Raw genomic sequence first — 26004 nt, forward strand, 5'->3', positions numbered from 1 at the left:
AACAAATTCACCGAAAAATTATTTCATTAAATTTAATTGAGATTACTCATGATAAAAAAACATTTCTATTAACCATCGCTAGTACACTTTCTTTATCCGCTCAAGCTAGCTATTTAGGTGGCTTCGCTAATACCAGCATCAATTATCTTGATTGGACTTCTCATACAACACATAAAACAGGGCAATCTTCTCATAAAGATGATTTTGCCTATTTAGAACTCGAAGGTGGTGCTAACTTTTCATGGGGTGAGTTTTATGGATTTTTTGATCTAGAAAACCCCTTTAATCCTCGCAAAACACAGCCAGGTGATAATCAACGTTATACCGTTAAAGCAACCAGCCGCATTTATTTGGGTGAAAGTCATTTTAATTTTTACGGGCATATTTATGGTACATGGTCACTTCCGGGCAAAGAAAACAAGGGTAACTTCCATGAAGTGAATACGCTTTACGGTTTAGGCTATAACACACAAATTGATAATTTATGGTTTAAACCCTTTATCGCACTTCACTATGTCGATCAAACTTACTATTCAGGAAATAATGGCTATGTCGTTGGTTGGGTCGCTGGATATGATTTTTCTATTAGTGATCAAAAATTTAGTATTAGCAATTGGCATGAAATGGAATTTAATCGTCATGAGCGTTATGGCAATGGAGGAAAAAATGGGTTTAATGGTGCTTTAGCTTTTTGGTGGCATCCAACGACCTCGATTACCACCGGTATTCAATATCGTTATGCTTATAAAAAATTAGGCGAAGATTTTCTGCAAGACGGCATTGTATACAGCCTAAAATATAATTTTTGATCGCTAATTGTTAATTTTTATTACAGCGAAAGCCTTTTTATTCGCTGTAACCTCTTTTTATTACTTAATGAAAAACTTTCTCATTGGATATAAATATTCACAAAATAGCCAATTATCCATATTAAAAATCATACAATGATCAAATAAAGATATTAAACATCAACATGGAAAGGATTTTTCCTATCAACTCTCCTCCGACCTCTATTTTGTTTCTTTTTTTACTCAAAATACGTTTTCTTACACTTTTTTACTGCATTTTTATTTGTAAAAATATGTATTTATTTTAAAAACATGGTACTTTATGAAATTATAGTTAATACACAATAATTAAGTTAACATTTATTTAATAGTTTGATTACTTGTGATCACATTAACACAAAAGACTAACCAACCACTTACTTACCATTACAATTGTTTACACTGTCGCAACCTTACCGTAAAATGTCCTTACTGATACTGATGAAACAACAATAGAACCTTTATCATTTGGGTCGTTGGATGAGACTTATGAAATACATAAAAAGTATTGGGACACTCTCGCTATTAGCAGCAGCGCTTCTATTAAGTGGCTGTGATATGGCGTTAATGAATCCCAAAGGCGCTATCGGCGCTGAGCAAAAAACATTAATCCTCATTGCACTTGGTTTAATGTTAATTGTTGTGATACCGGTAATACTGATGGTGATTGTTTTCGCTTTTCGCTACCGTGAATCCAATACTAAAGCCACCTATCGCCCAAACTGGGCTCACTCAAATAAAATTGAACTCGTCGTTTGGACAGTGCCAATTATCATTATTGTGATTTTGGCGAGTATTACATGGAAAACTACCCATGAACTCGATCCTTACAAACCATTAGAGTCCACAGAAAAACCGGTCACCATTGAAGTTGTTTCAATGGATTGGAAATGGTTATTTATCTATCCAGAACAAGGTATAGCAACCGTTAATGAACTGGCTTTCCCGACTAATGTTCCTGTTAATTTCAAAATCACGTCTGACTCTGTCATGAACTCATTCTTTATCCCTCGCTTAGGTGGACAAATCTATGCGATGGCAGGAATGCAGACGAAGCTACACTTAATTGCTAATGAACCAGGTGAATATCAAGGTATGTCAGCAAGTTATAGTGGACACGGCTTCTCTGATATGAAATTTACAGCGATTGCGACACCTGATCGTGCCGGTTTCGATGCGTGGGTTGAAAAAGTCAAACAATCGCCAGATACGTTAAATACGACCGCTGCATTTAATGAACTTGCTAAACCAAGCCAGAAAAATCCAGTGACCTACTATTCAAGCGTGAAGCCAATGTTATTCCAAGAGACCATTTCTAAATTTGGTCACACTGGTCATGGCGCTCACACCAGTAGCAATCAGACAGCACATGCTGATGCAACAATGAATATGAACATGAGCCATGCGGCACATGCAGGAGCAGAGGAATAAAGGCATGTTCGGAAAATTAACTCTTGATGCAATCCCGCTACATGAACCCATTATCGTAGTAACTTTACTCGGTATTGTGCTTGGTGGGCTTGCTGTTGTTGGCGCACTAACTTATTTTCGTAAATGGAAATGGTTATGGACCGAATGGTTAACCAGCGTTGACCATAAAAAAAATTGGTATTATGTATATCATCGTTGCAATGGTCATGATGTTCCGTGGCTTTGCCGATGCGATTATGATGAGAAGCCAACAAGCGCTCGCCTCTGCTGGCGAAGCGGGTTTCTTACCACCTCATCACTATGATCAGATTTTTACCGCACACGGTGTAATCATGATTTTCTTCATGGCAACACCTTTCGTTGTAGGTCTGATGAACCTTGTTGTACCTTTACAAATTGGTGCTCGTGATGTTGCCTTCCCATTCCTAAACTCATTGAGTTTCTGGTTCTTTGTTGTAGGTGTGTTATTAATCAACATCTCTTTAGGTATTGGTGAGTTTGCTCAAACAGGTTGGTTAGCTTATCCACCGCTATCAGGCTTGGAGTATAACCCTGGAGTCGGGGTCGATTATTGGATATGGAGTTTACAAATATCTGGTATTGGTACGCTTCTAACTGGGGTTAACTTCTTCGCGACGATCCTGCGTATGCGTGCGCCGGGTATGAGCATGATGAAAATGCCAGTATTCTCTTGGGCTGCTTTATGTACTAACGTCCTAATTATTGCTGCATTCCCAATTTTAACAGTCACTATTACGCTGTTAACATTAGACCGCTATCTTGGTACACACTTCTTTACCAATGATATGGGCGGTAACATGATGATGTACATCAACCTTGTATGGGCTTGGGGTCATCCAGAAGTTTATATCCTTGTTCTGCCCGTATTTGGTGTGTTCTCTGAAGTTACAGCAACATTCTCTAAAAAACGGTTATTCGGTTATACCTCTTTAGTCGGTGCAACTGTCGTTATTACCGTGTTGTCATTTATCGTTTGGTTACACCACTTCTTTACCATGGGCTCTGGCGCCAACGTCAATGCCTTCTTCGGTATCGCCACAATGATCATCGCTATACCAACAGGGGTTAAAATCTTTAACTGGCTGTTTACGATGTATCAAGGTCGTATCGAATATAAAAGCCCAATGCTGTGGACTATCGGTTTCCTTATCACCTTCTCTGTTGGGGGGATGACTGGGGTTCTGTTAGCCGTTCCAGGTGCAAACTTTGTTTTACATAACAGCTTATTCTTAATTGCTCACTTCCATAACGTTATCATTGGTGGTGTGGTATTTGGCTGTTTCGCAGGTATGACCTACTGGTTCCCTAAAGCATTCGGTTTCACACTGAATGAAAAATGGGGTATCCGTGCATTCTGGTTCTGGTTTATCGGCTTCTTTATGGCCTTTATGCCACTGTATATTCTTGGCTTTATGGGAATGACTCGTCGTATCAGCCAAAATATCAACCCAGAATTCCATCCAATGTTAATGGTTGCTGCGGGTGGTGCGGCTCTGATTGCTATCGGTATCGCTTGTCAAGTTATCCAGATCTACGTAAGTATCCGTGACCGTGATCAAAACCGTGACTTAACGGGAGATCCATGGGGTGGTCGTACGCTGGAATGGTCAATTTCTTCACCTGCGCCTTTCTATAACTTTGCGGTTGAACCTAATGTTCAAACTCGTGATGAGTGGTGGGATCAGAAAGAAAAAGGCACAGCTTATCAGCGTCCAACCAAGTATGAACCCATCCATATGCCTAAAAATACAGGCGCTGGTGTGATTATTTCAGCATTCAGCTTAGTACTTGGCTTTGCCATGATCTGGCATATCTGGTGGTTAGCTATCGTTGGTTTCGCTGGCATGATTGTCACTTGGATCGTGAAAAGCTTTGATACAGATGTGGATTACTATGTCCAAGTACCTGAAATTGAAGCTCTCGAGAATAAGCATTATGAAGAACTGAAAAAAGCAGGTGTGAAATAATGTCTACTCAAACTGTAAATAACGCAAACGCCCATGAGCATCATGGGCACCACGATGCAGGAGCAACGAAAGTTTTCGGCTTCTGGATCTATCTAATGAGCGACCTTATCCTGTTTGCCAGCTTATTTGCCACTTATGCGGTGCTTGTTAACGGGATTGCAGATGGTCCTTCAGGTAAAGAGATTTTTAGCTTACCGTTTGTTTTAGTTGAAACCTTCTTACTACTATTTAGTAGTATCACTTTCGGTTTCGCTATGCTGAGCATGAATAAAGGTAGCGTCAGCCAAGTTAATCTGTGGTTATTTGTTACTTTCTTATTCGGCTTAGGTTTCGTCATCATGGAAGTTTACGAATTCCATGAGCTAATCGCAGAAGGTTATGGCCCAGATCGCAGTGCATTCTTATCTGCATTCTTTGCATTAGTATCAACGCACGGTCTTCACGTAACTGCGGGTTTAATTTGGATTGTGATTATGATGATCCAAGTATCACGCCGTGGTTTAACAGAAGTTAATCGTACTCGTTTAAGCTGTTTAAGTCTGTTCTGGCACTTCCTTGACGTTGTCTGGATCTGTGTGTTCACCGTAGTTTATCTGATGGGAGCGATGTAATGAGTCATCCAAATACTTCTCCTTCAGGCGCAAGCCACGGCAGCATGAAGTCTTACCTAATCGGCTTTATTCTGTCTGTTATCCTCACCGTTATTCCATTTTGGATGGTGATGGAAGGAACAGCGACACCAGCAACAATTCTATGGACGGTTGTCGGTATGGCAGTCGTGCAGATTGTGGTTCACTTAGTCTGCTTCTTACATATGAATACGTCATCAGAAGAGCGCTGGAACGTCGTCGCATTCCTGTTCACACTGCTTATTATCGGCATTGTTGTCGTAGGCTCGCTGTGGATTATGTACAACCTGAACATCAATATGATGATGGATTAAGAGTTGTCGCTATGATTAAGCAATACCTACAAGTCACCAAACCAGGAATTATCTTCGGAAATTTAATTTCTGTAATAGGTGGTTTTCTACTCGCTTCTAAAGGTGAGATTGATTACTCCCTATTTTTCGCGACTCTACTTGGGGTGTCTCTGGTCGTTGCTTCTGGTTGTGTTTTTAACAACTATATTGACCGTGATATTGACCGTATCATGGAAAGAACGAAGAATCGTCCATTAGTTAAAGGATTAATTGACCCTCGAATTAGCCTGATTTATGCCTCAGTATTAGGTATTGCAGGTGTTGTGCTGCTCTATGTAGCAGCCAACCCACTTGCAATGTTTATCGCTGTATTCGGTTTTATTATTTATGTTGGGGTTTATAGCCTCTATATGAAGCGTAAATCTGTTTATGGCACACTGATTGGAAGCTTATCTGGCTCTGCACCTCCTGTTATCGGTTATTGTGCCGTTAGCGGTGAATTTGATGCAGGCGCGGCAATCCTATTACTTATCTTTAGTTTGTGGCAAATGCCTCACTCTTATGCCATTGCTATTTTCCGTTTTAAAGACTACCAAGCTGCGAATATCCCTGTATTACCTGTAATTAAAGGGATCTCTGTCGCTAAACGTCATATCATTCTCTATATTCTGGCGTTTATGATTGCAACCTTAATGCTGACATTAGTTGGTTATGCAGGTTATAAATACCTGATTGTGGCTTCAGCCGTTAGTATTTGGTGGTTAGGCATGGCTTTATCTGGTTATAAAGCAACCAATGATATTGTGTGGGCACGAAAATTATTTATTTTCTCTATTGTCGCAATCACTTCATTAAGCGTAATGATGTCTGTTGATCCAACAAGCTCAACAGAAGCGGTTCTTGCGTATCTAAGATAATGTATTTATTAACGTAATCTAAATACCAGTCAGCCTTCTGACTGGTATTTTTTTATCTCTTTGACGACTTCGCCTGATATCAGTACAGTTTTGTCTTTTTTGTATCCCATTTATTGATTAACCTCACCAAGATTTGCCATTACAATGAGAGGTATCAGTATACGAGGTAATCCATGAATGATAATAAAATGACTCCATTAGAGCGTAAAGCAACATGGGGACTAGGCACTGTTTTTTCTCTTCGCATGCTTGGCATGTTTATGGTACTCCCAGTTTTAACCACTTATGGGCTTCAACTACAACACGCAACCGAATCTCTCATTGGATTAGCCATCGGTATTTATGGATTAACACAAGCTATATTCCAAATTCCTTTTGGTATTTTTTCTGATAAATTTGGTCGAAAACCAATGATTGTTTTTGGCTTAATTATTTTTATTATTGGGAGTTTGATTGCTGCACTCAGTGACAATATCTACGGCATTATTATTGGTAGAGCATTACAAGGGGCGGGAGCTATCTCTGCAGCAGTAATGGCGTTATTATCAGATTTAACTCGAGAACAAAATAGAACAAAAGCAATGGCCTTTATCGGTATTAGCTTTGGAATAACCTTCGCTTTAGCCTTAGTATTAGGACCTATTTTAACGCATATTTTTGGCTTACATGGCCTATTTTGGGGGATTGCCCTACTCGCCTTTGGTGGCATTATTATTACGCTTTTTACTGTACCAAATAGCGAACATCATATTCTTAATAGAGAGTCTGGTTTTGTTCGTGGTAGTGTAAAAAAAGTTTTATTTGATGCTCAGCTGCTTAAGCTTAATACAGGCATTTTTTCACTACATACTTTATTAATGGCTGCATTTGTTGCACTCCCCCTAGTTATGAGTAGCGCAGGTTTAGAGAAAGAGAAACATTGGATTGTTTACCTAGTCACTATGCTTATTGCTTTTATTACTGTACTTCCTTTTATTATCTATGCAGAAAAGAAACGCAAAATGAAACAAGTTTTCTTATTCTGTATTTTCTTACTTATTATTGCGCAAGCCGTTCTTATTATTTCAGGCTCTAGTTTATGGTTAATTATTGCAGGCATTCAGGTTTTCTTTATTGGTTTTAATATTATGGAAGCCCTACTTCCTTCATTAATTAGTAAAGAAGCGCCAGCAGGTTATAAAGGTACAGCAATGGGAATTTATTCCACCAGCCAATTTTTAGGCGTGGCATTAGGCGGAATTTTAGGGGGATGGCTTTACCAGCATTATAGTGCACAAACTGTATTTTTAGGCTGTTTAGTGATTGGCTTCATTTGGTTTTTCATTAGCCTGACATTGCACCAACCCTCTTATGTCAGTAGCTTACGTGTTGAATTACCTCCAAATTTATCTTCACACCAACAACAGCAACTCCAACAATTATTTAAGCAACAACCTGGGGTTAATGAAGTTGTGATGATTGCGGATGAACAGAGTGCTTATATTAAGGTTGATACTAAACAAACGCCGAGAACAACATTAGAGTCGTTGATCCCTTTAGTTTAAGGCTCAATGCATTGACGAGATAACATAAAAATGCGCTGTTCAACCAGCGCATTTTTTATAACTAAATGAATAAACAATTAGTCACGGAAATTGTTAAATTGGAATGGCTGCCCTAACTCACCTTCTCTGACTAATTTCATTACGGCTTGTAAGTCGTCACGTGATTTACCTGTAACGCGAACTTGCTCACCTTGAATTTGAGTCTGAACTTTCAATTTACTGTCTTTGATTAACTTAACAATTTTTTTCGCTAAAGCGGTATCAATACCTTGTTTTAAGGTAGCTTCTACGCTGTACATTTTTCCGCTATGAGTCATCTCTTCAGGGATATTCAATACCGCACCATCAATCCCTCTTTTTGCCATTTTCTCACGCAGAATATCTAATAATTGTTGAACCTGAAATTCAGATACACTGGTCGTTTTCACTGACTCTGCTTTTTCGTTTAATTCAAAGCTTGCTTCAACGTTACGAAAATCCCAGCGAGTAGTCAGTTCACGTTGTGCATTTTCTACCGCATTACGCACTTCATGTAAGTCAACTTCAGATACGATATCAAAAGATGGCATTCTTTCTTCCTCAATAAATAAATACAGCCCGAATAATAGCTTCTTTTAGGGTTACAAAAAAGCATCGCACATTCAATAACAAACTTATTCCCTTCATGATCTCTTATAGTAAAGCGCAAACATACTTTAAACAGAGAAATGCAATCAATGTTATAATTTTGGCTAAATAGTCTAATGACCGTCAGTAGCCACCTTAGCTATTGCGATTTGCAAAAAAGAGGCACAATGAAAATTACCGTTTTAGGATGTGGTTCGATTGGTAAACTTTGGGTTGCAGCTTTAACACGCCAATCTCATGAAGTACAAGGTTGGTTAAGAGTACCTCAGCCTTTTTTAGACGTGAGTGTTGATAACATTAATGGTGAGCCTTTTTATCAACGTATTACCGCAAATCAACTTCAATTGTTAAAACAAAGCGAATTATTAATTGTTTGCTTAAAATCTTGGCAAGTCTCAGATGCCGTTAATTCGCTATTACCTTATCTTTCTGCACAATGTCCTATTTTACTTATCCATAATGGTATGGGAACGGCTGATGAATTAACAGCGACACAACACCCAGTTATCAGACCTATTTTACAAGGCATTATTACTCATGGTGCTTATCAACAAGGACAAGATGTTATTCATACCGCAACCGGAATAACACATATCGGTCCATTAAATCATGTCGCTGAACAATATAGCTATTTAGCGGAAACCTTACACCATGCTTTGCCGGATGTCGCTTGGCATAATGATATCCATACAATTAGTTGGCTAAAGCTTGCTGTGAATTGTGTTATCAATCCGCTTACCGTTTATTATCAATGCCGTAATGGGGATTTATTGCGCTACCCTGAACATATTCAAAAAGTCTGCGATGAAGTTTATCAAGTTATGGAACGTGAAGGTGTTGTTCCCACCTCCAAAACACATCTTCATGGCTATATTATTGATACCATAGAACAAACAGCAAATAATTATTCTTCTATGTATCAAGATGTGAAATATCAACGCCATACAGAGATTGACTATATTACGGGTTATTTATTGCGTCGAGCTTCGGAACAAGGGCTTGTATTGCCAGAAAATAACCGCCTTTTTCAATTTATTAAACAACAGGAAGGCAATTATGACCATATCAGCACTCATCTGCCTAGCTAATGGAAGTGAAGAAACCGAAGTTGTGACTACTGCAGATTTACTGGTAAGGGCGGGTATTAATGTCGTACTTGCAAGTGCAGAAGATGATGTTGATGAGCTTATAATTACATGCTCACGAGGCATAAAACTTGTCGCTGATGCCCCTTTAGTTCGTGTTGTCGATCACCACTATGACGTTATTATTCTACCTGGTGGATTACAAGGTACTGAAACCTTAAGAGATAGCCCTTTAGTCGTTGAAAAAGTACGTCGTATGCACAGTGAAAATAAACTTGTTGCAGCCATCTGTGCAGCACCCGCAATTATTCTTGAGTCTCACAATATTTTTCCCGTCGGTAACATGACGGGTTTTCCTGCATTAAAAGATAAAATATCGCCAAAAAAAATGGGTTGATTACCGAGTCTATTTTGATGAGAGAGTTAATTTGATTACCAGCCAAGCGCCTGCAACATCTATCGATTTCGCACTAAAAATTATCGAACGCTTAAAAGGCAAAGAAGCTGCCGCCGATGTTGCCAAACAACTGGTATTACCACCCGGTATTTATAATTACCAAGATGAATTTACAGGATTTGGGGATAGGTAAATAATAATTGCTAACATATTATATTGAGCAAAAAAATAATATTTTGCTCAATATAATCACCTGGAGAATAGCAGCGACATTCCCCAACATTATTGTTGTATAAAAAACAAAAGCCACTAATTTTAACTACTTAGTATGCCAAAGTAGTTAAAGATAGTGGCTTTTTATCAAAGTATAAACGTTATATATTATTTTTTACGATAGACTTTAACGTTTTCAAAGCCTTGTTCACGCAAATACAACGCTTGTAAACGACTCATCATTCCGCGGTCACAATAGAGTAAATAAGTTTTGGCTTTATCTAGATCACCAAATTGAGTGCTTAATTTATAGAAAGGTAACTCTTTAACATTAACACCGTCTATCTTTAATGGTGAAGTTTCTTGCTCTTCAGGTGAGCGAATATCTAAAATAACATCGTTAGCACCAAATTCAGATACCATCTCAACTTCAGTAACTTGCTGTACGGTTTCTTCTGCAATACGACGAATATCCATATTGTTGGCGTTTTCAACAACGCTATCTAGAATGGAAAAATCAAATTTCTCTTCTTCCGCTTCAATCTTTGCTTTAACTGCTTTCACTGTTGGGCTTTTTGAAATTACGCCACAGAATTCAGGCATTGTGCGAGCAAAATCTTCTGTACCAATTTGACGCGCTATATTGATAATATTTTCTTTATCATGCGTGATAAGAGGACGTAGAATTAATGTATCAGTCGCATTATCAATTAAACGTAAGTTAGTTAAGGTTTGACTAGAAACTTGACCTAATGCTTCACCTGTTACAATCGCTTGAACACCATAGCGTTCGGCAACACGAGATGCTGCACGTACCATCATACGTTTTAGTACCACGCCCATTTGACCATCGTCGATTTTTTCTAAAATTTCTGCAACAACTGGCTCAAAATCAACTGCGACAAAATGTACTTTATGAGAGCGACCAAAGCGATTCCATAAGTAATATGCAACCTGCTTAACCCCAATTTCGTGTGCTGAGCCACCTAAGTTAAAGAAACAGTAGTGAACTCGGCTACCACGACGCATTAACATATAACTCGATACACCTGAATCATAACCACCAGAGATCAGTGATAAAACATCTTCTTGTGTACCAATTGGGAAGCCACCAATACCTTCATAGCGCGCATTCACTAAAATAAGTTTATCGTCTTCAATTTCTAAGTTAATGGTGACATCTGGACGCGTTAATTTCACTTTTGCACTTTCAATGTGTTGGTTAAAGCCACCACCAACATAACGCTCAACTTCATTTGAAGTAAAACTATGCTTACCACGACGTTTAGCACGAACACAAAATGTTTTGTTTTCAACTAAATGCTTAAATGCGGCAAAAGTTTGCTCAAAAATATTGTGTAAATCAGTATACGGATGCTCTTCTACTTGTAAAAAGTGATGAATACCAGGAATACGTGTTAATGCATCACATACAGCTTCACTTTTACTTTCATCTTTGCTAACAACAACAATGTTATCCCAATTGCGAACAACGGTGATTTCATCACCTAATGTATTAAGAACATTTCGAATATTGCTGGTAAGAATTTTGATAAAACGTATACGAACTGATTGGCTTTTGATCGTAATTTCGGGGAATAATTTAATAATAAACTTCATAGTCAATGGTCATAGGTTATTAAGTAGAAACATAAACTACAGTGATGTAAATTGACTGGAGTTTATAAAAGTCACAAAGTATATCACCAATATTTAGGGCTCACCCGCAAAAATCATCGACTGAATAAGAAATTTTCTTCTTACTTGTAGTAAGATGATCGCTATTATTCAGCGCTAACATGCTTTATTATCAAAAATATTATGGCTAAGAAAACGACACCAATTAACGAAGACACCGCACCAACACCAAGTTTCGAAGCATCTATGCAAGAACTTGAGCAAATCGTAAACCGTTTAGAATCCGGTGAGCTCCCTCTAGAAGAAGCGCTTAATGAGTTTGAACACGGCGTTCGTCTAGCCCGTGTTGGACAAAAAACATTACAAGATGCTGAACAACGTGTTCGTATTCTTCTAAAAGAAGACGATAATGCAACTCCTGATAATTTTATCCAAGAGGCAGAATAATTGAGTAACGCAACTTCAAGTACGGATGCGTTCCGTCATAAATTAGATTCCGCCCACCAACGTGTTGATGATGCATTAAACCAAGCGCTATCCGCTTTACCATTTACTGACATGCCGTTAGGTAAAGCCATGCATTATGGTGCTCTTTTAGGTGGAAAGCGCTTACGTCCTTTTCTTGTTTATGCAGTGGGCGAAATGTTTAAAGTCCCAGCACTTAACCTTGATGCCCCCGCCGCCGCCGTAGAATGTATTCACGCTTATTCTCTCATTCATGATGATTTACCTGCGATGGATGATGATGATTTACGTCGTGGTAAGCCTACATGTCATATTGAGTTTGGTGAGGCCAACGCAATTTTAGCGGGTGATGCATTACAAACATTAGCCTTTGAGATCTTAGCCAAAAATCCCATGCCTGATGTTGCAATCGCCGATCGCGTTGCTATGATTGCTGAATTAGCAACAGCCAGCGGGCTGGCAGGTATGTGTGGTGGTCAGGCACTTGATCTTGAAGCCGAAGATAAATCAATTGACCTCGCATCTCTTGAAAAAATCCATTTACACAAAACAGGTGCATTAATTCGTGCAGCTGTCCGATTAGGTGCATTTAGTGCTGGCTCAAAAGGCCATAATGTATTACCCGCACTAGATAAGTATGCCCACTCTATTGGCCTCGCATTTCAAGTACAAGATGACATTTTAGATGTCATTGGCAGTACTGAAGAAACAGGAAAACGTCAAGGGAGCGACCAAGAGTCAGGAAAAAGCACATATCCGGCACTCCTTGGATTAGCACAAGCTCAAAAGAAAGCACAGGAATTGTATAACGAAGCACTGGATGCCTTAGCGTTTCTTGAGCAATACGAGTACGATACGACCACGCTTAAACAATTAGCGAGTTTTATCGTCAAACGGAAAAACTAATAAAAAATAAAGAGAGCAGCTTACCTGTTCTTTCCCTATTACAAGTGATTAATTAATAGGCATCACATGAGCATTGATATCGAAAAATATCCCACATTGGCGTTGGTTGAAACACCAGAAGATTTGCGCCTATTACCAAAAGAGAGTTTACCTAAACTCTGTGATGAGCTAAGGCTATTTCTTCTAAACAGTGTCAGCCGCTCAAGTGGTCACTTCGCCTCAGGTTTAGGTGCTATTGAGTTAACGGTTGCTCTTCATTACGTTTATAAAACCCCTTTTGATAACCTCATTTGGGATGTTGGCCATCAGGCTTATCCTCATAAGATCTTAACAGGTCGCCGTGACCGCATTGATACTATCCGTCAAAAAAATGGATTGCATCCCTTCCCTTGGCGAGAAGAGAGTGAATATGACAAGCTTTGTGTCGGTCACTCTTCAACCTCTATCAGTGCAGGTCTAGGTATGGCTGTTGCAGCTGAGCAAGAAAAGCTGAACAGAAAAACAGTTTGTGTCATTGGTGATGGTGCAATTACTGCGGGTATGGCTTTTGAAGCAATGAACCACGCAGGGGATATTGAACCTGATATGCTCGTTATACTTAATGACAACGAAATGTCGATTTCAGAAAACGTTGGTGCATTAAACAATCACCTTGCACAATTGTTATCTGGCAAACTGTATACGACCTTGCGTGAAGGTGGAAAAAAGGTCTTTTCTGGTATTCCCCCCATTAAAGAATTACTGAAAAAGACGGAAGAACATATTAAAGGCATGGTGGTTCCAGGCACCATGTTTGAAGAGCTAGGCTTCAACTATATCGGTCCAGTTGATGGTCATGATGTTATTGCATTAGTACAAACACTCGCTAATATGCGTGATCTAAAAGGCCCTCAACTTCTGCATATTATGACTAAAAAAGGCCGTGGATATGCGCCTGCTGAACGTGATCCTATTAGCTGGCACGCTGTACCTAAGTTTGATCCACAAGCAGGTACATTACCTAAAAGCCCGAATGCACGACCTACATTTTCCAAAATTTTTGGTGACTGGTTATGTGAAGAAGCCTCAACTGATCCCAAACTCATGGCTATTACCCCAGCTATGCGTGAAGGCTCTGGTATGGTGCGTTTCTCAAAAGAATACCCATCACAATACTTTGATGTTGCGATCGCAGAACAACATGCCGTTACGTTTGCAGCAGGTTTAGCAATTGGGGGTTATAAGCCGATTGTTGCTATCTATTCAACATTCTTACAACGCGCTTACGACCAAGTGATCCACGATATTGCCATTCAAAAACTACCTGTTTTATTCGCTATTGATCGTGGCGGTATTGTGGGAGCTGATGGTCAAACTCACCAAGGCGCTTTTGATCTCTCGTTCTTACGTTGTATTCCTAATATGATCATTATGGCGCCAAGTGATGAAAATGAATGTCGCCAAATGCTTCATACTGGTTATCACTATCAAGATGGCCCTGTTGCCGTACGCTATCCAAGAGGTTCTAGTGTTGGTGCGCAATTGCAACCACTTAATCCACTACCTATGGGTAAAGGTATTATTCGTCGTCAAGGCAAGGGAATTGCGATCCTAAACTTTGGTACATTACTACCAGAAGCGTTAGAAGTGGCTGAAAAATTGGATGCTACTGTCGCTGATATGCGTTTTATCAAGCCTCTTGATCAATCACTTATTCTTTCTCTCGCTGAACAACATGATATGTTAGTAACGCTAGAAGAGAATGCCATTATGGGCGGCGCTGGTAGTGGTGTTAATGAGTTGCTCATGCAAGAACGTTGCCTTGTACCTGTCTTGAACTTAGGTATACCTGATCTTTTTGTACCACAAGGTGGACAAGAAGAAATCAGAGCTGACTTAGGATTAGATGCCGAAGGTATTGAGAAATCAATTAAGGCTTATCAAGCTAACTAATTGAATTAAATTGATTAAAAACCTCTCCTGATTAACTAAAGGAGAGGTTAATACATTTTTTAGGCTGTGATTATCTACTTGTATAATACTGGTTTACGCTTTCATACTTCTTATTCCCCCCATATAATCTTGTCCGTTATCACATTTTTATGAAATTCACTGAAAACAAATACTTTTTTTCTTGAAACCATTCAGCGTTAATTTATTCAATCAAGTTTAGATTTTTCTTTCTTTTTGTTCACCAACGAACGTTTCGTATCATGTTCACAATATGAATAAATCAAACTTGTTTTCCCCTCTTTCTTTTCTACTATGTAGACAGCGAAACGTTTCGCTGAGGAGGAAACATGAAAAAAGGTGTATTACTTAATAGTCCTATCTCGAGTGTCATTTCACGTTTAGGACACACTGACAAAATCACTATTGCAGATGCCGGATTACCTATTCCCTCCTCTGTTGAACGGATTGATCTTGCTCTGACTCAAGGTATTCCAGACTTTATGTCCGTACTGCAGACGATCACTCATGAGATGCAAGTGGAAGCCGTAATGCTGGCGGACGAAATTAAAACGATCAATCCTTCTCTTTTTAATGAAATCATCTCTTACCTCCATTTATTAGAACAAGAGCAGAAGAAACCTATCCAAATAATCTCTGTTTCACATGAAACATTAAAGAAGCAACTTACTGAAAATAAAGCTGTTATTAGAACGGGTGAATGTACACCTTATGCCAATATTGTGTTGTTTTCTGGTGTGACTTTTTGAGGACAATATGGAACCTTTACTTGAACTTAAAGATATTGATAAGTCATTCCCCGGCGTAAAAGCACTATCAGGCGCAACGTTGCGAATTTACCCAGGTCGAGTAATGGCTTTAGTCGGTGAGAATGGCGCAGGAAAATCAACACTGATGAAAGTACTCACTGGGATCTATAAAAAAAGATGCTGGCGAAGTGATTTATCAAGGCAAAAGTTGTGCTTTCAATGGCCCAAAATCTTCCCAAGAAGCAGGAATAGGCATTATTCATCAAGAGCTTAACCTTATTCCAGAATTAACCATTGCAGAAAATATCTTCTTAGGTCGTGAATTTACACGTGCTTTTGGTGCTATCGATTGGAAGAAAATGTATACAGAGGCCGATAAGTTATTAGCCCGATTAAACCTTGCTTACAGTAGTCACCGTTTAGTGTCTGAATTATCAATTGGCGATCAGCAAATGGTAGAAATTGCCAAGGTGCTTAGCTTTGGTTCCAAAGTGATTATTATGGATGAACCAACAGACGCATTAACTGACACTGAAACTGAATCACTATTTAGTGTTATTCGTGAACTGAGGGATCAAGGTTGTGGCATTGTTTATATCTCACACCGTTTAAAAGAGATCTTTGAGATTTGTGATGACGTAACGGTACTACGAGACGGCCAGTTTATTGGTGAAAAACCTGTCGCTTCATTAAAAGAAGACACCCTGATTGAAATGATGGTGGGGCGTAAGTTAGAAGATCAATACCCTCGTATTAATATTCCACAAGGAAAAATAAAACTTAACGTCATTAACCTCAGTGGCGAAGATGTTCACGAAGTGAGTTTCTCATTACATGAAAGCGAAATTCTTGGTATTTCAGGATTAATGGGAGCGGGTCGTACTGAGTTAATGAAAATTATCTACGGCGCATTACCCAAAACTAATGGCACCGTTGAGTTAGATGGTAAACCCTGCCAAATCAAAAAACCCGTTGAAGGATTGGAACAAGGTATTGTTTACATCTCTGAAGATAGAAAGCGTGATGGTTTAGTGCTTGGCATGTCAGTAAAAGAAAATATGTCTCTGACTGCACTTCGCTATTTTAGCCGCAGTATGGGTGTGATTAATCATAAAGAAGAGCAACTCACGGTCGGTGACTTTATTAAATTATTCAATATAAAAACGCCTTCAATGGATCAAACTATTGGCTTTTTATCTGGGGGAAATCAACAAAAAAGTGGCTATCGCAAGAGGCCTAATGACTCGCCCTAAAGTACTTATTCTTGATGAACCCACTCGTGGTGTTGATGTGGGCGCTAAAAAAGAAATTTATCAGCTAATTAATAAATTTAAACAAGAAGGATTAAGCATCATCTTAATTTCTTCTGAAATGCCTGAGGTAATGGGAATGAGTGACCGTATTTTGGTTATGCATGAAGGTCGTATTAGTGGTGAGTTTTCGGCACACAATGTCACACAAGAAATGCTAATGGCAGCGGCTGTTGGTAAACAATATGACGCGAAATTAGGAGCTTGATATGAGCACAAATTCAATTCCAGCGTCAAAACGTTGGTTCTCAAAAGCTTGGCTATTAGAACAAAAATCGCTGATTGCATTACTACTTCTGATTGTTGTGGTTTCCACACTCAGCCCTAATTTCTTTACCTTAAATAATATTTTCAACATTCTCCAACAAACATCGGTTAACGCCATTATGGCAGTTGGAATGACTCTAGTTATTTTAACATCAGGCATCGATCTCTCTGTGGGTTCATTGCTTGCTTTAACTGGCGCCGTTGCAGCATCTATGGTTGGAGCGGATGTTAATGCGCTGGTTGCTGTTGTTGGCGCATTGGCATTAGGTGCGGCTATTGGAGGAGTAACAGGAATTATCGTTGCTAAAGGTAAAGTACAAGCCTTTATTGCTACGTTAGTCATGATGTTATTACTGCGCGGTGTTACGCGTGTCTATACCGACGGCAGCCCAATTAATACCGGGTTTAGCGATAATGCCGACCTATTTAGTTGGTTTGGTATTGGTCGCCCATTTGGTATTCCAACCCCCATTTGGCTAATGATGATTGTCTTTTTAAGTGCCTGGTATTTATTACATCACACCCGTTTAGGTCGCTATATCTATGCGTTAGGAGGCAATGAATCAGCCACTCGCTTATCGGGTATTAGCGTCGATAAAATCAAAATCATCGTTTATTCATTATGCGGTTTATTAGCCGCCCTTGCGAGTGTCATTGAAGTTGCTCGACTTTCATCAGCACAACCCATGGCAGGTAATGGCTATGAGCTAGATGCGATCGCCGCCGTTGTTCTAGGTGGCACCAGCCTTGCGGGGGGTAAAGGTCGTATTATTGGTACATTAATTGGTGCGCTTATTCTCGGCTTTTTAAATAATGCACTAAATTTATTAGGAATATCATCAAACTATCAAATGATAGTAAAAGCGGTGGTCATCTTACTTGCTGTTTTGGTAGATAACAAAAAATAACACTCTATTCTCTTAATCCGAATCCCGACAGGAACTTATATTATGAAACTCAAAAAAATGGCGACACTTCTTTCTGTTGTTGCATTAAGCGCCACAATCAGTGCTAACGCATTAGCAAAAGAATCGATCGCGCTTGTTATCTCAACACTTAACAATCCTTTCTTTGTCACCATGAAAGACAGTGCACAAAAAGAGGCAAATAGATTAGGTTACGATCTTGTTGTTCTAGATTCTATGGATAACCCTGCAAAAGAGCTTGCTAACGTACAAGATCTCACCGTGAAAGGCACACGCTTAATGCTTATTAATCCAACAGATTCAGATGCTGTGGGTAATGCAGTTATTTTAGCCAATAAAGCCAATATCCCCGTGATCACCTTAGACCGAGTTGCAAACAAAGGTGACGTCGTCAGCCACGTCGCTTCAGATAACCGCCTTGGTGGCAAAATGGCGGGAGATTATATTGCTGAAAAAGTCGCTAATGATGCCAAAGTCATCCAACTAGAAGGTATTACAGGAACATCGGCATCGCGTGAACGTGGTGAAGGCTTTAAGCAAGCCGTTGATGCCCATAAATTAGATGTACTTGCAAGCCAACCCGCTGATTTTGACCGCACAAAAGGTCTTAACGTAATGCAAAATCTGTTAACTGCGTATCCTGCAGTTCAGGCTGTTTTTGCACAAAATGATGAAATGGCATTAGGTGCATTACGTGCATTGCAAACTGCCGGTCGTACCGATGTATTAGTGATTGGTTTCGATGGTACAGATGATGGGATCAAAGCGGTAAACCGTGGCATGTTAGGTGCAACCATTGCGCAACGTCCAGATCAAATTGGTATTATCGGCATTCAAACTGCAGATAAAATTCTCAAAGGCGAGAAAGTGGATGCAACAATCCCTGTCGAGCTTGAGTTAGTTATTAAAAAATAACAACAATAAACACCACGGGGTGATATTGCTCCGTGGTGGCTTTAATCATTAAAACATGTTTCACAAGGATAAAGGCTATGACAACACCTCGCCTTGCTGTTCTAGGTAGTATCAATGTTGACCACATTATGAATATTTCGCAATTTCCCAAACCTGGTGAAACCATTATTGGTCATCAATACAAAATAGCCTTTGGTGGTAAAGGTGCAAATCAAGCCGTGGCTTGTGGCCGTAGTGGCGCCGATATTACCTTTATTGCTTGTGTCGGTGATGATGCCATTGGCAGTGAAATCATCTCTCAACTTAAAACAGATAACATTCATATTGATGCAATTAGCATTATTCCTCAAACACCAACGGGTGTTGCGATGATCCTTGTTAATGAACAAGGTGAAAATGTCATTAGCATTGTTGCGGGTGCAAATGGCGCATTAACACCTACACATTTTCAGCAGTATCATCATGTTGTTGAGCATGCTGACGCCTTACTGATGCAATTAGAATCACCGTTAGAGACGGTTTTTGAAGCGGCAAAACTTGCAAAATCACATCAAACGAAAGTCATTTTAAATCCCGCACCAGCACAAGCTTTATCGGATGAATTTCTGAGTTTTATTGATGTTATCACGCCAAATGAGACAGAAGCCGAAATATTAACTGGCGTTTCTGTGCATGATGAAGCGGGTGCAGCAAAAGCTGCCGAGATTTTACATCGTAAAGGTATCAAACAAGTGCTAATCACGTTAGGTAGCCGCGGGGTATGGTTTAGTGAACAAGGAAAAGGCGTGATAATTCCTGGATTTCGTGTCGATGCTGTTGATACCATTGCCGCAGGTGATACATTTAATGGGGCATTTGTCACTGCAATCTTAGAAGGGAAACCTTCCGTTGAGGCTATTCGTTTTGCTCACGCAGCAGCTGCAATTGCCGTTACACGTCATGGTGCGCAATCGTCTGTTCCTTGGCGTCATGAAATTGAATCATTTTTAGCAGAGCGAGCATAGTACTTTGGCAACAATGAAAGATGTCGCCCGTTTGGCGGGCGTTTCGACATCAACTGTTTCTCACGTTATCAATAACAATCGTTATGTTAGCGAAGGTATTCGTAAAAAGGTTAATGACGCTATCGAAACCTTAAATTACGCGCCTTCAGCTTTAGCGCGCAGTTTAAAAATGAACTGTACTCACACTATTGGAATGTTAGTGACAGCCAGTAGTAACCCGTTCTATGCAGAAGTTGTTCGTGGTGTTGAACGCAGTTGTTACGAAAAAGGTTATAGCCTTATTTTATGTAACACCGAAGGGGATTACGAACGCATGGATAGTAGCCTTGAAACGTTGCTACAAAAACGTGTTGATGGTTTATTATTGATGTCAACAGAAGCCAGAGCGCCCTCTCATGAAGTACTAAATCGTTATCCTCGTTTACCGATGGTTATGATGGATTGGTCCCCATTTGAATATGGAGGCGATATTATTCAAGATAACTCTCTACTTGGGGGAGAAATCGCCACCAATTATCTAATTGAAAAAGGCTTTACTGAAATTGCCTGTATTGCAGGTCCACAAGATAAGCTTCCCGCAAAACATCGTTTGCAAGGTTATTACAATGCGATGCAAAAAGCAGGATTAACCATTCGAGAAGAGTTTGTATTAACCAGCGATTTTGAATTTGCGGGGGGATTTAGCGCAATGCAAAAATTACTCTCACTTTCTGCCTTACCACAAGCGGTGTTCACCTGTAATGATGCGATGGCTGTTGGTGCTTATCAAGCTATTTATCAAAAAGGGTTGCGTGTACCCGATGATATTTCAGTCATGGGTTATGATGATATCGACCTCGCTTCTTATATGATCCCTCCGCTTTCTACGATCCATCAACCCAAAGATGAATTGGGTAAGCTTGCTGTCAGCCAATTATTACATCGCATGGAAAACATCGATGCTGATGACAATGTCCTGGTGCTTACACCCAAACTTATAGAGCGTGGTTCTGTGATAGATTTCATAAAATAATAACAAGAAAATTAACACTATTATTGATAATGCTCTCATTTATGATGAGGGCATTTATTTTTAGTCATCTTTATTAAATTAACACTTTAATATCAATTAGTTAAATAATATTTAAAACTGCTTTTATTTATCTTTATTTTCTATTTAACTCGCTATATCTAATCTACTTTTCCTCACTCGTTATGTCATACCCTGTGAAAGATGCAAATTTCCATCAAATCCATTATACTATCGCCCTTTCACATTATCAGAAGCAACGCCTATTTAAGAAATTGCTTAGAACTTTCACTCTTAAACGATAATGTGTCCTTTAATTTATGGGGCAAGTGTTATCCTCATTGTGACGATTAATCACTTCCCATTTTGATAAAATTTGAGAGTATTATTATGTCATTACCTTCTTGTCCTAAGTGCAATTCAGAATACACCTATGAAGACGGTGCAATGTATGTTTGCCCTGAATGTGCGCATGAGTGGAACGATGCAGAACCCACTATTGATAACGATGAGTTAGTCGTTAAAGATGCTAACGGCAATTTATTAGCTGATGGTGATTCAGTGACGGTGATTAAAGATCTCAAAGTCAAAGGTAGTTCAACCATGCTGAAAATGGGGACTAAAGTAAAAGGTATCCGTTTAGTAGAAGGCGATCATAATATTGATTGTAAAATTGATGGTTTTGGACCAATGAAGTTGAAATCGGAATTTGTGAAAAAGAACTAAGATAATAGATTCTTTAAACATCGAGTTAGATATTATCAATATCATCAAAGGCGCTAATAGAGCGCCTTTAAATTAAAGTAAGACTACTCGTTAGACTCACTGAAATGATCAAACCCTTTGAGATTAGGGTAAACATCTTTACCATCACGTAAATAGCGAATACCTTCAGTAATCGGCATAATTTGCCCTATACAATGAAAATCTGCGCCTGTATGTGCTAATGCCATTTCTAAAGCGCCGCGGTTGATTTCAGGCACTGTAAAACATAACTCATAATCTTCACCGCCACTTAATGCCCAAATCTCCGCTTGTTCTTCACTCACTTCCGCTTTCATCGCTGGCGAGTAAGGTAATGCATCTAAATTTAAGCGAGCCCCACAGCCACTTGCCGTGAGAATATGGTTCAAGTCTGAAATCAGTCCATCAGAAATATCAATTGCAGATGTCGCTAAATGACGTAATGCTTGACCTTGTAGTAACCGAGGTTGAGGGCGCAAATGCCTTGCAACAAAATAGTCACTATGCTCTTTTTCTGTCGGCTGTAATCTATTTTGTAATACAGCAAGCCCTGCCGCGCTATCACCTAAAAAACCCGTGACATAGATCCAATCGCCAATTTTAGCGCCAGAACGGAGTAATGCCGTTCCTTGTGGAACAAGTCCTTGTATAGTGATTGTTAAACTCAAAGGACCACGAGTGGTATCACCGCCGATTAACTGGATTGCATAATAATCAGCTAACGCAAAGAAGGAACGACTAAATGCCTCAAGCCATTCACTGTTTGTATCAGGAAGTGTTAAAGCTAATGAAGCCCAAGAAGGATCTGCACCAACGGCAGCTAAATCACTAATATTTACAGCAAGTGCTTTATAGGCTAAATCTTCAGGTGAGATAGAAGGAAGGAAGTGAATACCACTCACTAGAGTATCGGTACTAATAGCAATTTGTTGCTTTTCAGGTACCGTCAATATTGCGCAGTCATCCCCAATTCCTGTACTCACATCTTTTCGTTTTACAGGCTGTGAAGTGAAATATTGCTTAATAAGGGAGAATTCACCACAAGGCATATCTATTTCCTATTGAGCTATGCATACTAAACTAGCTTTATTAAACAAAAGGCCGGAAATACCGGCCTTGAATTATTTACCATAGAGGAAACGTGAAAAACGTTATTTTTTACGTACTGTTGGTGCAGCTTTATCAAGTACGCCATTAACAAATTTATGGCTATCGTCAGCACCAAATACCTTAGCCAGTTCAATCGCTTCGTTAATCGCAACTTTGTAAGGAACATCTTCACGGAAGCTAAGTTCAAACATTGCTAAACGTAAAATTGCTTTTTCAACTTGACCTAATTCTTCAAGTTGGCGGGATAAATAAGGTTCCATTGCCTTATCTAAACGTGTTGCATTAATGGCAACACCCACTAAAAGCTCACGAAAATAAGCAATATCTACACCTTGGGTATCCTGCTCGGATAAAAACTCCAATTCCACATCCGCGATGTCATTTCCGGATAATTGCCATGAGTAGATAGCTTGAACAGCACACTCACGAGCACGACGACGAGCAGCAGGTTTCACAAAATTCCCCTTAAGTTAAAACAGATGATTAGCCTTTTATGGCTTTAAGTACATTGATCATTTCAAGTGCTGTCATTGCCGCTTCAGCACCTTTGTTGCCCGCTTTAGTTCCTGCGCGTTCAATAGCCTGTTCAATACTTTCCGTTGTTAATACACCAAAAGTCACAGGGATCTCACTTTGCATTGCAACTTGAGATAGGCCAGAACTACATTCGCCAGCAACGTATTCAAAATGTGCGGTTCCGCCACGGATAACAGTACCTAATGCGATAACTGCATCGTATTTGTCGCTTTCTGCTAATGCCTTCACAGTTAAGGGCAACTCATAAGCGCCTGGAACCCAAACGACGGTAATATTTTCAGAGGAAACTTGTCCAATGCGTTCTAATGCATCAACCGCACCGTCTAATAGATTGTCGTTGATGAAGTTATTAAAACGGGCAATTGCAATTGCTACGCGTGCGTTTGGCGCCGCGACAACACCTTTGATTACGTTCATAGGTTACCTTTTTCTCCTATCCGCGGGGCGCGGATTTTATCATATTCTTTCCCTTACTGCGCTCTGTTTTATTATCACACAGCAAAGGAGCCAAAAACCCTTGATAAATCAAGGCATTTAGTTGGCTGATAACGATGTCGTAACGACAGGAAATAACACACACAGCGCTATTTTACTACAAATAGCGCCGTAGACACACTTATTTGCGTCTATTAATAACGAGGTTTTAAACAAATTCTGATATCGGAACCAATTTGTTGGAGAGAATCTACTGTAAATTCAGGCGCTTCAGATAATGATAAAAGCGGAGAGAGTGCAAATAATCCACGTGCATCATTCCCTAAAATTTTAGCGCAATATAAATAATAAGCTCATCAACAAGCCCAGCTTCTAATAATGCACCAGCAAAATGAGCGCCACTTTCAACCCATACGGTATTGATATTGCGTTTACCCAATTGCATCATTAATAAAACTAAATCCACACCGCTGTTTTTACCATTCGTTGGTAATAGAATTTCTGATACATTACCCTGCCAGTCACTTGGCTGTGATTTTGTACGCGCCAACCAGCATTCGCCTTCAATTTGAGTGATTTTATGATTTTCAGTCACTCTATTTTGGCTATCAGCAACAATACGAATAGGTTGGCGTAGCGTTTCTTCAGGATAAAGCGCTTTAATTTCATCTGAAAGCTCATCCCAACGCACATTCATAGAAGGGTTGTCTGCAAGGACGGTTGCACTTGTCGTTAAAATAGCGCTAGCTTGGGCACGAAAATTTTGTACATCCCGACGAGAGGCTTTAGAGGTTATCCATTGGCTTTCACCTGATGCTAATGCTGTTTTACCATCTAAAGATGCACCTAATTTTAGCTGGATATAAGGGAAGCCTGTTCTCATTCGTTTAAAAAAACCAACGTTAAGTTTTTCAGCTTCTTGCATTAAGACACCGTGTGAAACATCAATTCCGGCGGATAATAATTTATGTAATCCTCGTCCCGCAACCTGAGGATTGGGATCTTGCATCGCAGCAACAACACGTTTTATCCCCGCATTAATCAAAGCATCAGCACAAGGTGGTGTTTTACCAAAGTGGCTACAAGGCTCCAGAGTGACATACGCTGTCGCTCCTTTTGCTTTATCTCCTGCCATTTTTAATGCATTGACTTCAGCATGGGGACCTCCCGCATGATGATGATAACCTTCACCGATGATTTCACCTTCTTTAACAATCACACATCCTACATTAGGATTAGGTGATGTTGTGAAACGACCTAATGCAGCAAGTTCAATGGCTCGACGCATATAGTGTTCATCATGCAGGCTTTCATTTCTATTAGGATTATTGCTGTTGTTATTAGTCATAATAATTACTTGTAGTTTTATTATTTATCATTATTTTTCAAATCATTAAATGAAATGCGGTCTTAATCCTGTAATCTTGCAATTTCTTCACCAAAATCACGGATATCTTCAAAACTACGATAAACAGAAGCAAAGCGAATATAAGCCACTTTATCAAGTTTCTTCAGTTGTTCCATAACAAAATTACCAATCTCTTTTGACGGTATTTCTCTTTCTCCCGTCGCTCTTAACTGGGATTTGATATGGCTTATCGCCGCTTCTACATCGTCTGAACTCACTGGACGCTTTTCTAATGCTTTAAGCATACCTCGACGAAGTTTTTCTTCATCAAAAGGCTCTCGTATCTCATCACTTTTCACAACACGAGGCATCACTAACTCTGCTACTTCAAAGGTAGTAAAACGTTCATGACAAACAAGACATTGGCGACGACGGCGCACTTGTGAACCATCACCAACAAGTCTGGAATCAATTACCTTGGTATCTACGGCTCCACAAAATGGGCAATGCATAGTTATTCCTACTTTTGACAACACTCATAAACAGTGTACCTGTTCAGTGAACAAAAAACACCCTGTCAGTATACACTGGCAGGGTGTTTGCGATGTTTTATCAGAAGAACGCTCTATTATGGTAAGAGTGTTGTCTGATCGGCACCCTCTTTTTCTACTTTTTGTACAATCAAGTGTTCACGTTTCATTCCCATTTTCAGTGCTAATGCAGAAGCCACATAAATAGAA

The 26004-nt window shown here is 39.5% G+C and carries 22 protein-coding genes and 5 pseudogenes; 19 read left to right on the top strand and 8 right to left on the bottom strand.

Annotated elements, in window-relative coordinates; all coding sequences use genetic code 11:
• Positions 1-41: 41 nt before the first annotated feature.
• The 7 genes and pseudogenes from BHE89_RS01980 (at position 42) to BHE89_RS02010 (ending at position 7629) form a co-directional block, all read left to right on the top strand.
• Positions 42-809 (top strand): nucleoside-specific channel-forming Tsx family protein, encoded by a 768-nt coding sequence (locus tag BHE89_RS01980; RefSeq protein WP_128860280.1) that lies wholly within the window; start codon positions 42-44, stop codon positions 807-809.
• Positions 810-1307: 498 nt separating this feature from the next.
• Entirely contained in the window at positions 1308-2258 is a 951-nt protein-coding gene (cyoA, locus tag BHE89_RS01985; protein ID WP_069368577.1) for a cytochrome o ubiquinol oxidase subunit II, read from the top strand.
• 4 nt (positions 2259-2262) lie between these two features.
• A pseudogene (gene cyoB / locus BHE89_RS01990) lies at positions 2263-4246 on the top strand (cytochrome o ubiquinol oxidase subunit I).
• On the top strand, positions 4246-4857 hold the full coding sequence (locus tag BHE89_RS01995; protein ID WP_069368579.1) for a cytochrome o ubiquinol oxidase subunit III: 612 nt from the start codon (positions 4246-4248) through the stop codon (positions 4855-4857). Before cyoB ends, BHE89_RS01995 begins: the two are co-directional and overlap by 1 nt.
• A complete protein-coding gene (locus BHE89_RS02000) occupies positions 4857-5189 on the top strand; it encodes a cytochrome o ubiquinol oxidase subunit IV (RefSeq protein WP_006535101.1) in 333 nt (110 codons plus the stop codon). The genes BHE89_RS01995 and BHE89_RS02000 overlap by 1 nt, the downstream gene beginning before the upstream one ends.
• Before the next feature lie 11 nt (positions 5190-5200).
• Positions 5201-6085 (top strand): heme o synthase, encoded by an 885-nt coding sequence (gene cyoE / locus BHE89_RS02005; RefSeq protein WP_069368580.1) that lies wholly within the window; start codon positions 5201-5203, stop codon positions 6083-6085.
• 173 nt (positions 6086-6258) lie between these two features.
• Entirely contained in the window at positions 6259-7629 is a 1371-nt protein-coding gene (locus tag BHE89_RS02010; RefSeq protein ID WP_069368581.1) for an MFS transporter, read from the top strand.
• 77 nt (positions 7630-7706) lie between these two features.
• Here BHE89_RS02010 and BHE89_RS02015 read toward each other — a convergent pair whose 3' ends face one another.
• Positions 7707-8198 carry a YajQ family cyclic di-GMP-binding protein gene (locus BHE89_RS02015; protein WP_069368582.1) on the bottom strand — a complete coding sequence of 164 codons (492 nt, stop codon included), beginning with the start codon at positions 8196-8198 and terminating at the stop codon, positions 7707-7709.
• Between the two features lie 225 nt (positions 8199-8423).
• Here BHE89_RS02015 and panE point away from each other — a divergent pair, with 225 nt between their 5' ends.
• Together panE and yajL are read left to right on the top strand one after the other, a co-directional pair.
• Positions 8424-9344, top strand: coding sequence for a 2-dehydropantoate 2-reductase (gene panE / locus BHE89_RS02020; protein WP_069368583.1), 921 nt, complete (start codon positions 8424-8426; stop codon positions 9342-9344).
• A pseudogene (yajL, locus tag BHE89_RS02025) lies at positions 9313-9931 on the top strand (protein deglycase YajL). Before panE ends, yajL begins: the two are co-directional and overlap by 32 nt.
• A gap of 188 nt (positions 9932-10119) precedes the next feature.
• Here yajL and thiI read toward each other — a convergent pair.
• A complete protein-coding gene (thiI, locus tag BHE89_RS02030) occupies positions 10120-11571 on the bottom strand; it encodes a tRNA uracil 4-sulfurtransferase ThiI (protein ID WP_069368585.1) in 1452 nt (483 codons plus the stop codon).
• A gap of 201 nt (positions 11572-11772) precedes the next feature.
• On the opposite strand from thiI, the gene xseB reads away from it, so the two are divergent.
• The 10 genes and pseudogenes from xseB (at position 11773) to BHE89_RS02080 (ending at position 21816) form a co-directional block, all read left to right on the top strand.
• Positions 11773-12036, top strand: a complete 264-nt coding sequence (xseB, locus tag BHE89_RS02035; protein ID WP_069368586.1) for an exodeoxyribonuclease VII small subunit — start codon at positions 11773-11775, stop codon at positions 12034-12036.
• On the top strand, positions 12037-12960 hold the full coding sequence (gene ispA / locus BHE89_RS02040) for a (2E,6E)-farnesyl diphosphate synthase (RefSeq protein WP_069368587.1): 924 nt from the start codon (positions 12037-12039) through the stop codon (positions 12958-12960).
• Between the two features lie 66 nt (positions 12961-13026).
• On the top strand, positions 13027-14892 hold the full coding sequence (gene dxs, locus BHE89_RS02045; protein WP_069368588.1) for a 1-deoxy-D-xylulose-5-phosphate synthase: 1866 nt from the start codon (positions 13027-13029) through the stop codon (positions 14890-14892).
• 347 nt (positions 14893-15239) lie between these two features.
• Positions 15240-15659, top strand: coding sequence for a D-ribose pyranase (gene rbsD / locus BHE89_RS02050; protein WP_069368589.1), 420 nt, complete (start codon positions 15240-15242; stop codon positions 15657-15659).
• 7 nt (positions 15660-15666) lie between these two features.
• Positions 15667-17177: pseudogene (gene rbsA, locus BHE89_RS02055) on the top strand (ribose ABC transporter ATP-binding protein RbsA).
• A 1-nt stretch (position 17178) separates the two neighbouring features.
• The gene (gene rbsC, locus BHE89_RS02060; protein ID WP_069368591.1) at positions 17179-18144 is read left to right on the top strand and encodes a ribose ABC transporter permease; all 966 of its coding nucleotides are present in this window, start codon (positions 17179-17181) and stop codon (positions 18142-18144) included.
• A gap of 42 nt (positions 18145-18186) precedes the next feature.
• Positions 18187-19077 carry a ribose ABC transporter substrate-binding protein RbsB gene (rbsB, locus tag BHE89_RS02065; protein ID WP_069368592.1) on the top strand — a complete coding sequence of 297 codons (891 nt, stop codon included), beginning with the start codon at positions 18187-18189 and terminating at the stop codon, positions 19075-19077.
• 77 nt (positions 19078-19154) lie between these two features.
• Positions 19155-20081, top strand: a complete 927-nt coding sequence (gene rbsK, locus BHE89_RS02070) for a ribokinase (RefSeq protein WP_069368593.1) — start codon at positions 19155-19157, stop codon at positions 20079-20081.
• 4 nt (positions 20082-20085) lie between these two features.
• On the top strand, positions 20086-21093 hold the full coding sequence (rbsR, locus tag BHE89_RS02075; RefSeq protein ID WP_171729928.1) for a ribose operon transcriptional repressor RbsR: 1008 nt from the start codon (positions 20086-20088) through the stop codon (positions 21091-21093).
• 387 nt (positions 21094-21480) lie between these two features.
• Entirely contained in the window at positions 21481-21816 is a 336-nt protein-coding gene (locus tag BHE89_RS02080; RefSeq protein WP_069368595.1) for a zinc ribbon domain-containing protein YjdM, read from the top strand.
• Positions 21817-21899: 83 nt separating this feature from the next.
• On the opposite strand, the gene thiL is transcribed toward BHE89_RS02080, so the two are convergent.
• The 6 genes and pseudogenes from thiL to BHE89_RS02110 all read right to left on the bottom strand — a co-directional run.
• Positions 21900-22883, bottom strand: coding sequence for a thiamine-phosphate kinase (gene thiL, locus BHE89_RS02085; protein ID WP_069368596.1), 984 nt, complete (start codon positions 22881-22883; stop codon positions 21900-21902).
• Between the two features lie 102 nt (positions 22884-22985).
• Positions 22986-23399, bottom strand: coding sequence for a transcription antitermination factor NusB (nusB, locus tag BHE89_RS02090; protein WP_006535124.1), 414 nt, complete (start codon positions 23397-23399; stop codon positions 22986-22988).
• Positions 23400-23427: 28 nt separating this feature from the next.
• Positions 23428-23898: a 6,7-dimethyl-8-ribityllumazine synthase gene (gene ribH / locus BHE89_RS02095; RefSeq protein ID WP_069368597.1), complete on the bottom strand. Its 471-nt coding sequence runs from the start codon at positions 23896-23898 to the stop codon at positions 23428-23430.
• 212 nt (positions 23899-24110) lie between these two features.
• Positions 24111-25264, bottom strand: a pseudogene (gene ribD, locus BHE89_RS02100) (bifunctional diaminohydroxyphosphoribosylaminopyrimidine deaminase/5-amino-6-(5-phosphoribosylamino)uracil reductase RibD).
• 62 nt (positions 25265-25326) lie between these two features.
• Positions 25327-25776: a transcriptional regulator NrdR gene (gene nrdR, locus BHE89_RS02105; RefSeq protein ID WP_069368599.1), complete on the bottom strand. Its 450-nt coding sequence runs from the start codon at positions 25774-25776 to the stop codon at positions 25327-25329.
• 116 nt (positions 25777-25892) lie between these two features.
• Positions 25893-26004, bottom strand: a pseudogene (locus BHE89_RS02110) (protein translocase subunit SecF); the annotation flags it as partial.

Origin of the sequence: Shigella sp. FC1967, assembly GCF_001743005.1 — a bacterium.
Lineage (GTDB): Bacteria > Pseudomonadota > Gammaproteobacteria > Enterobacterales > Enterobacteriaceae > Proteus.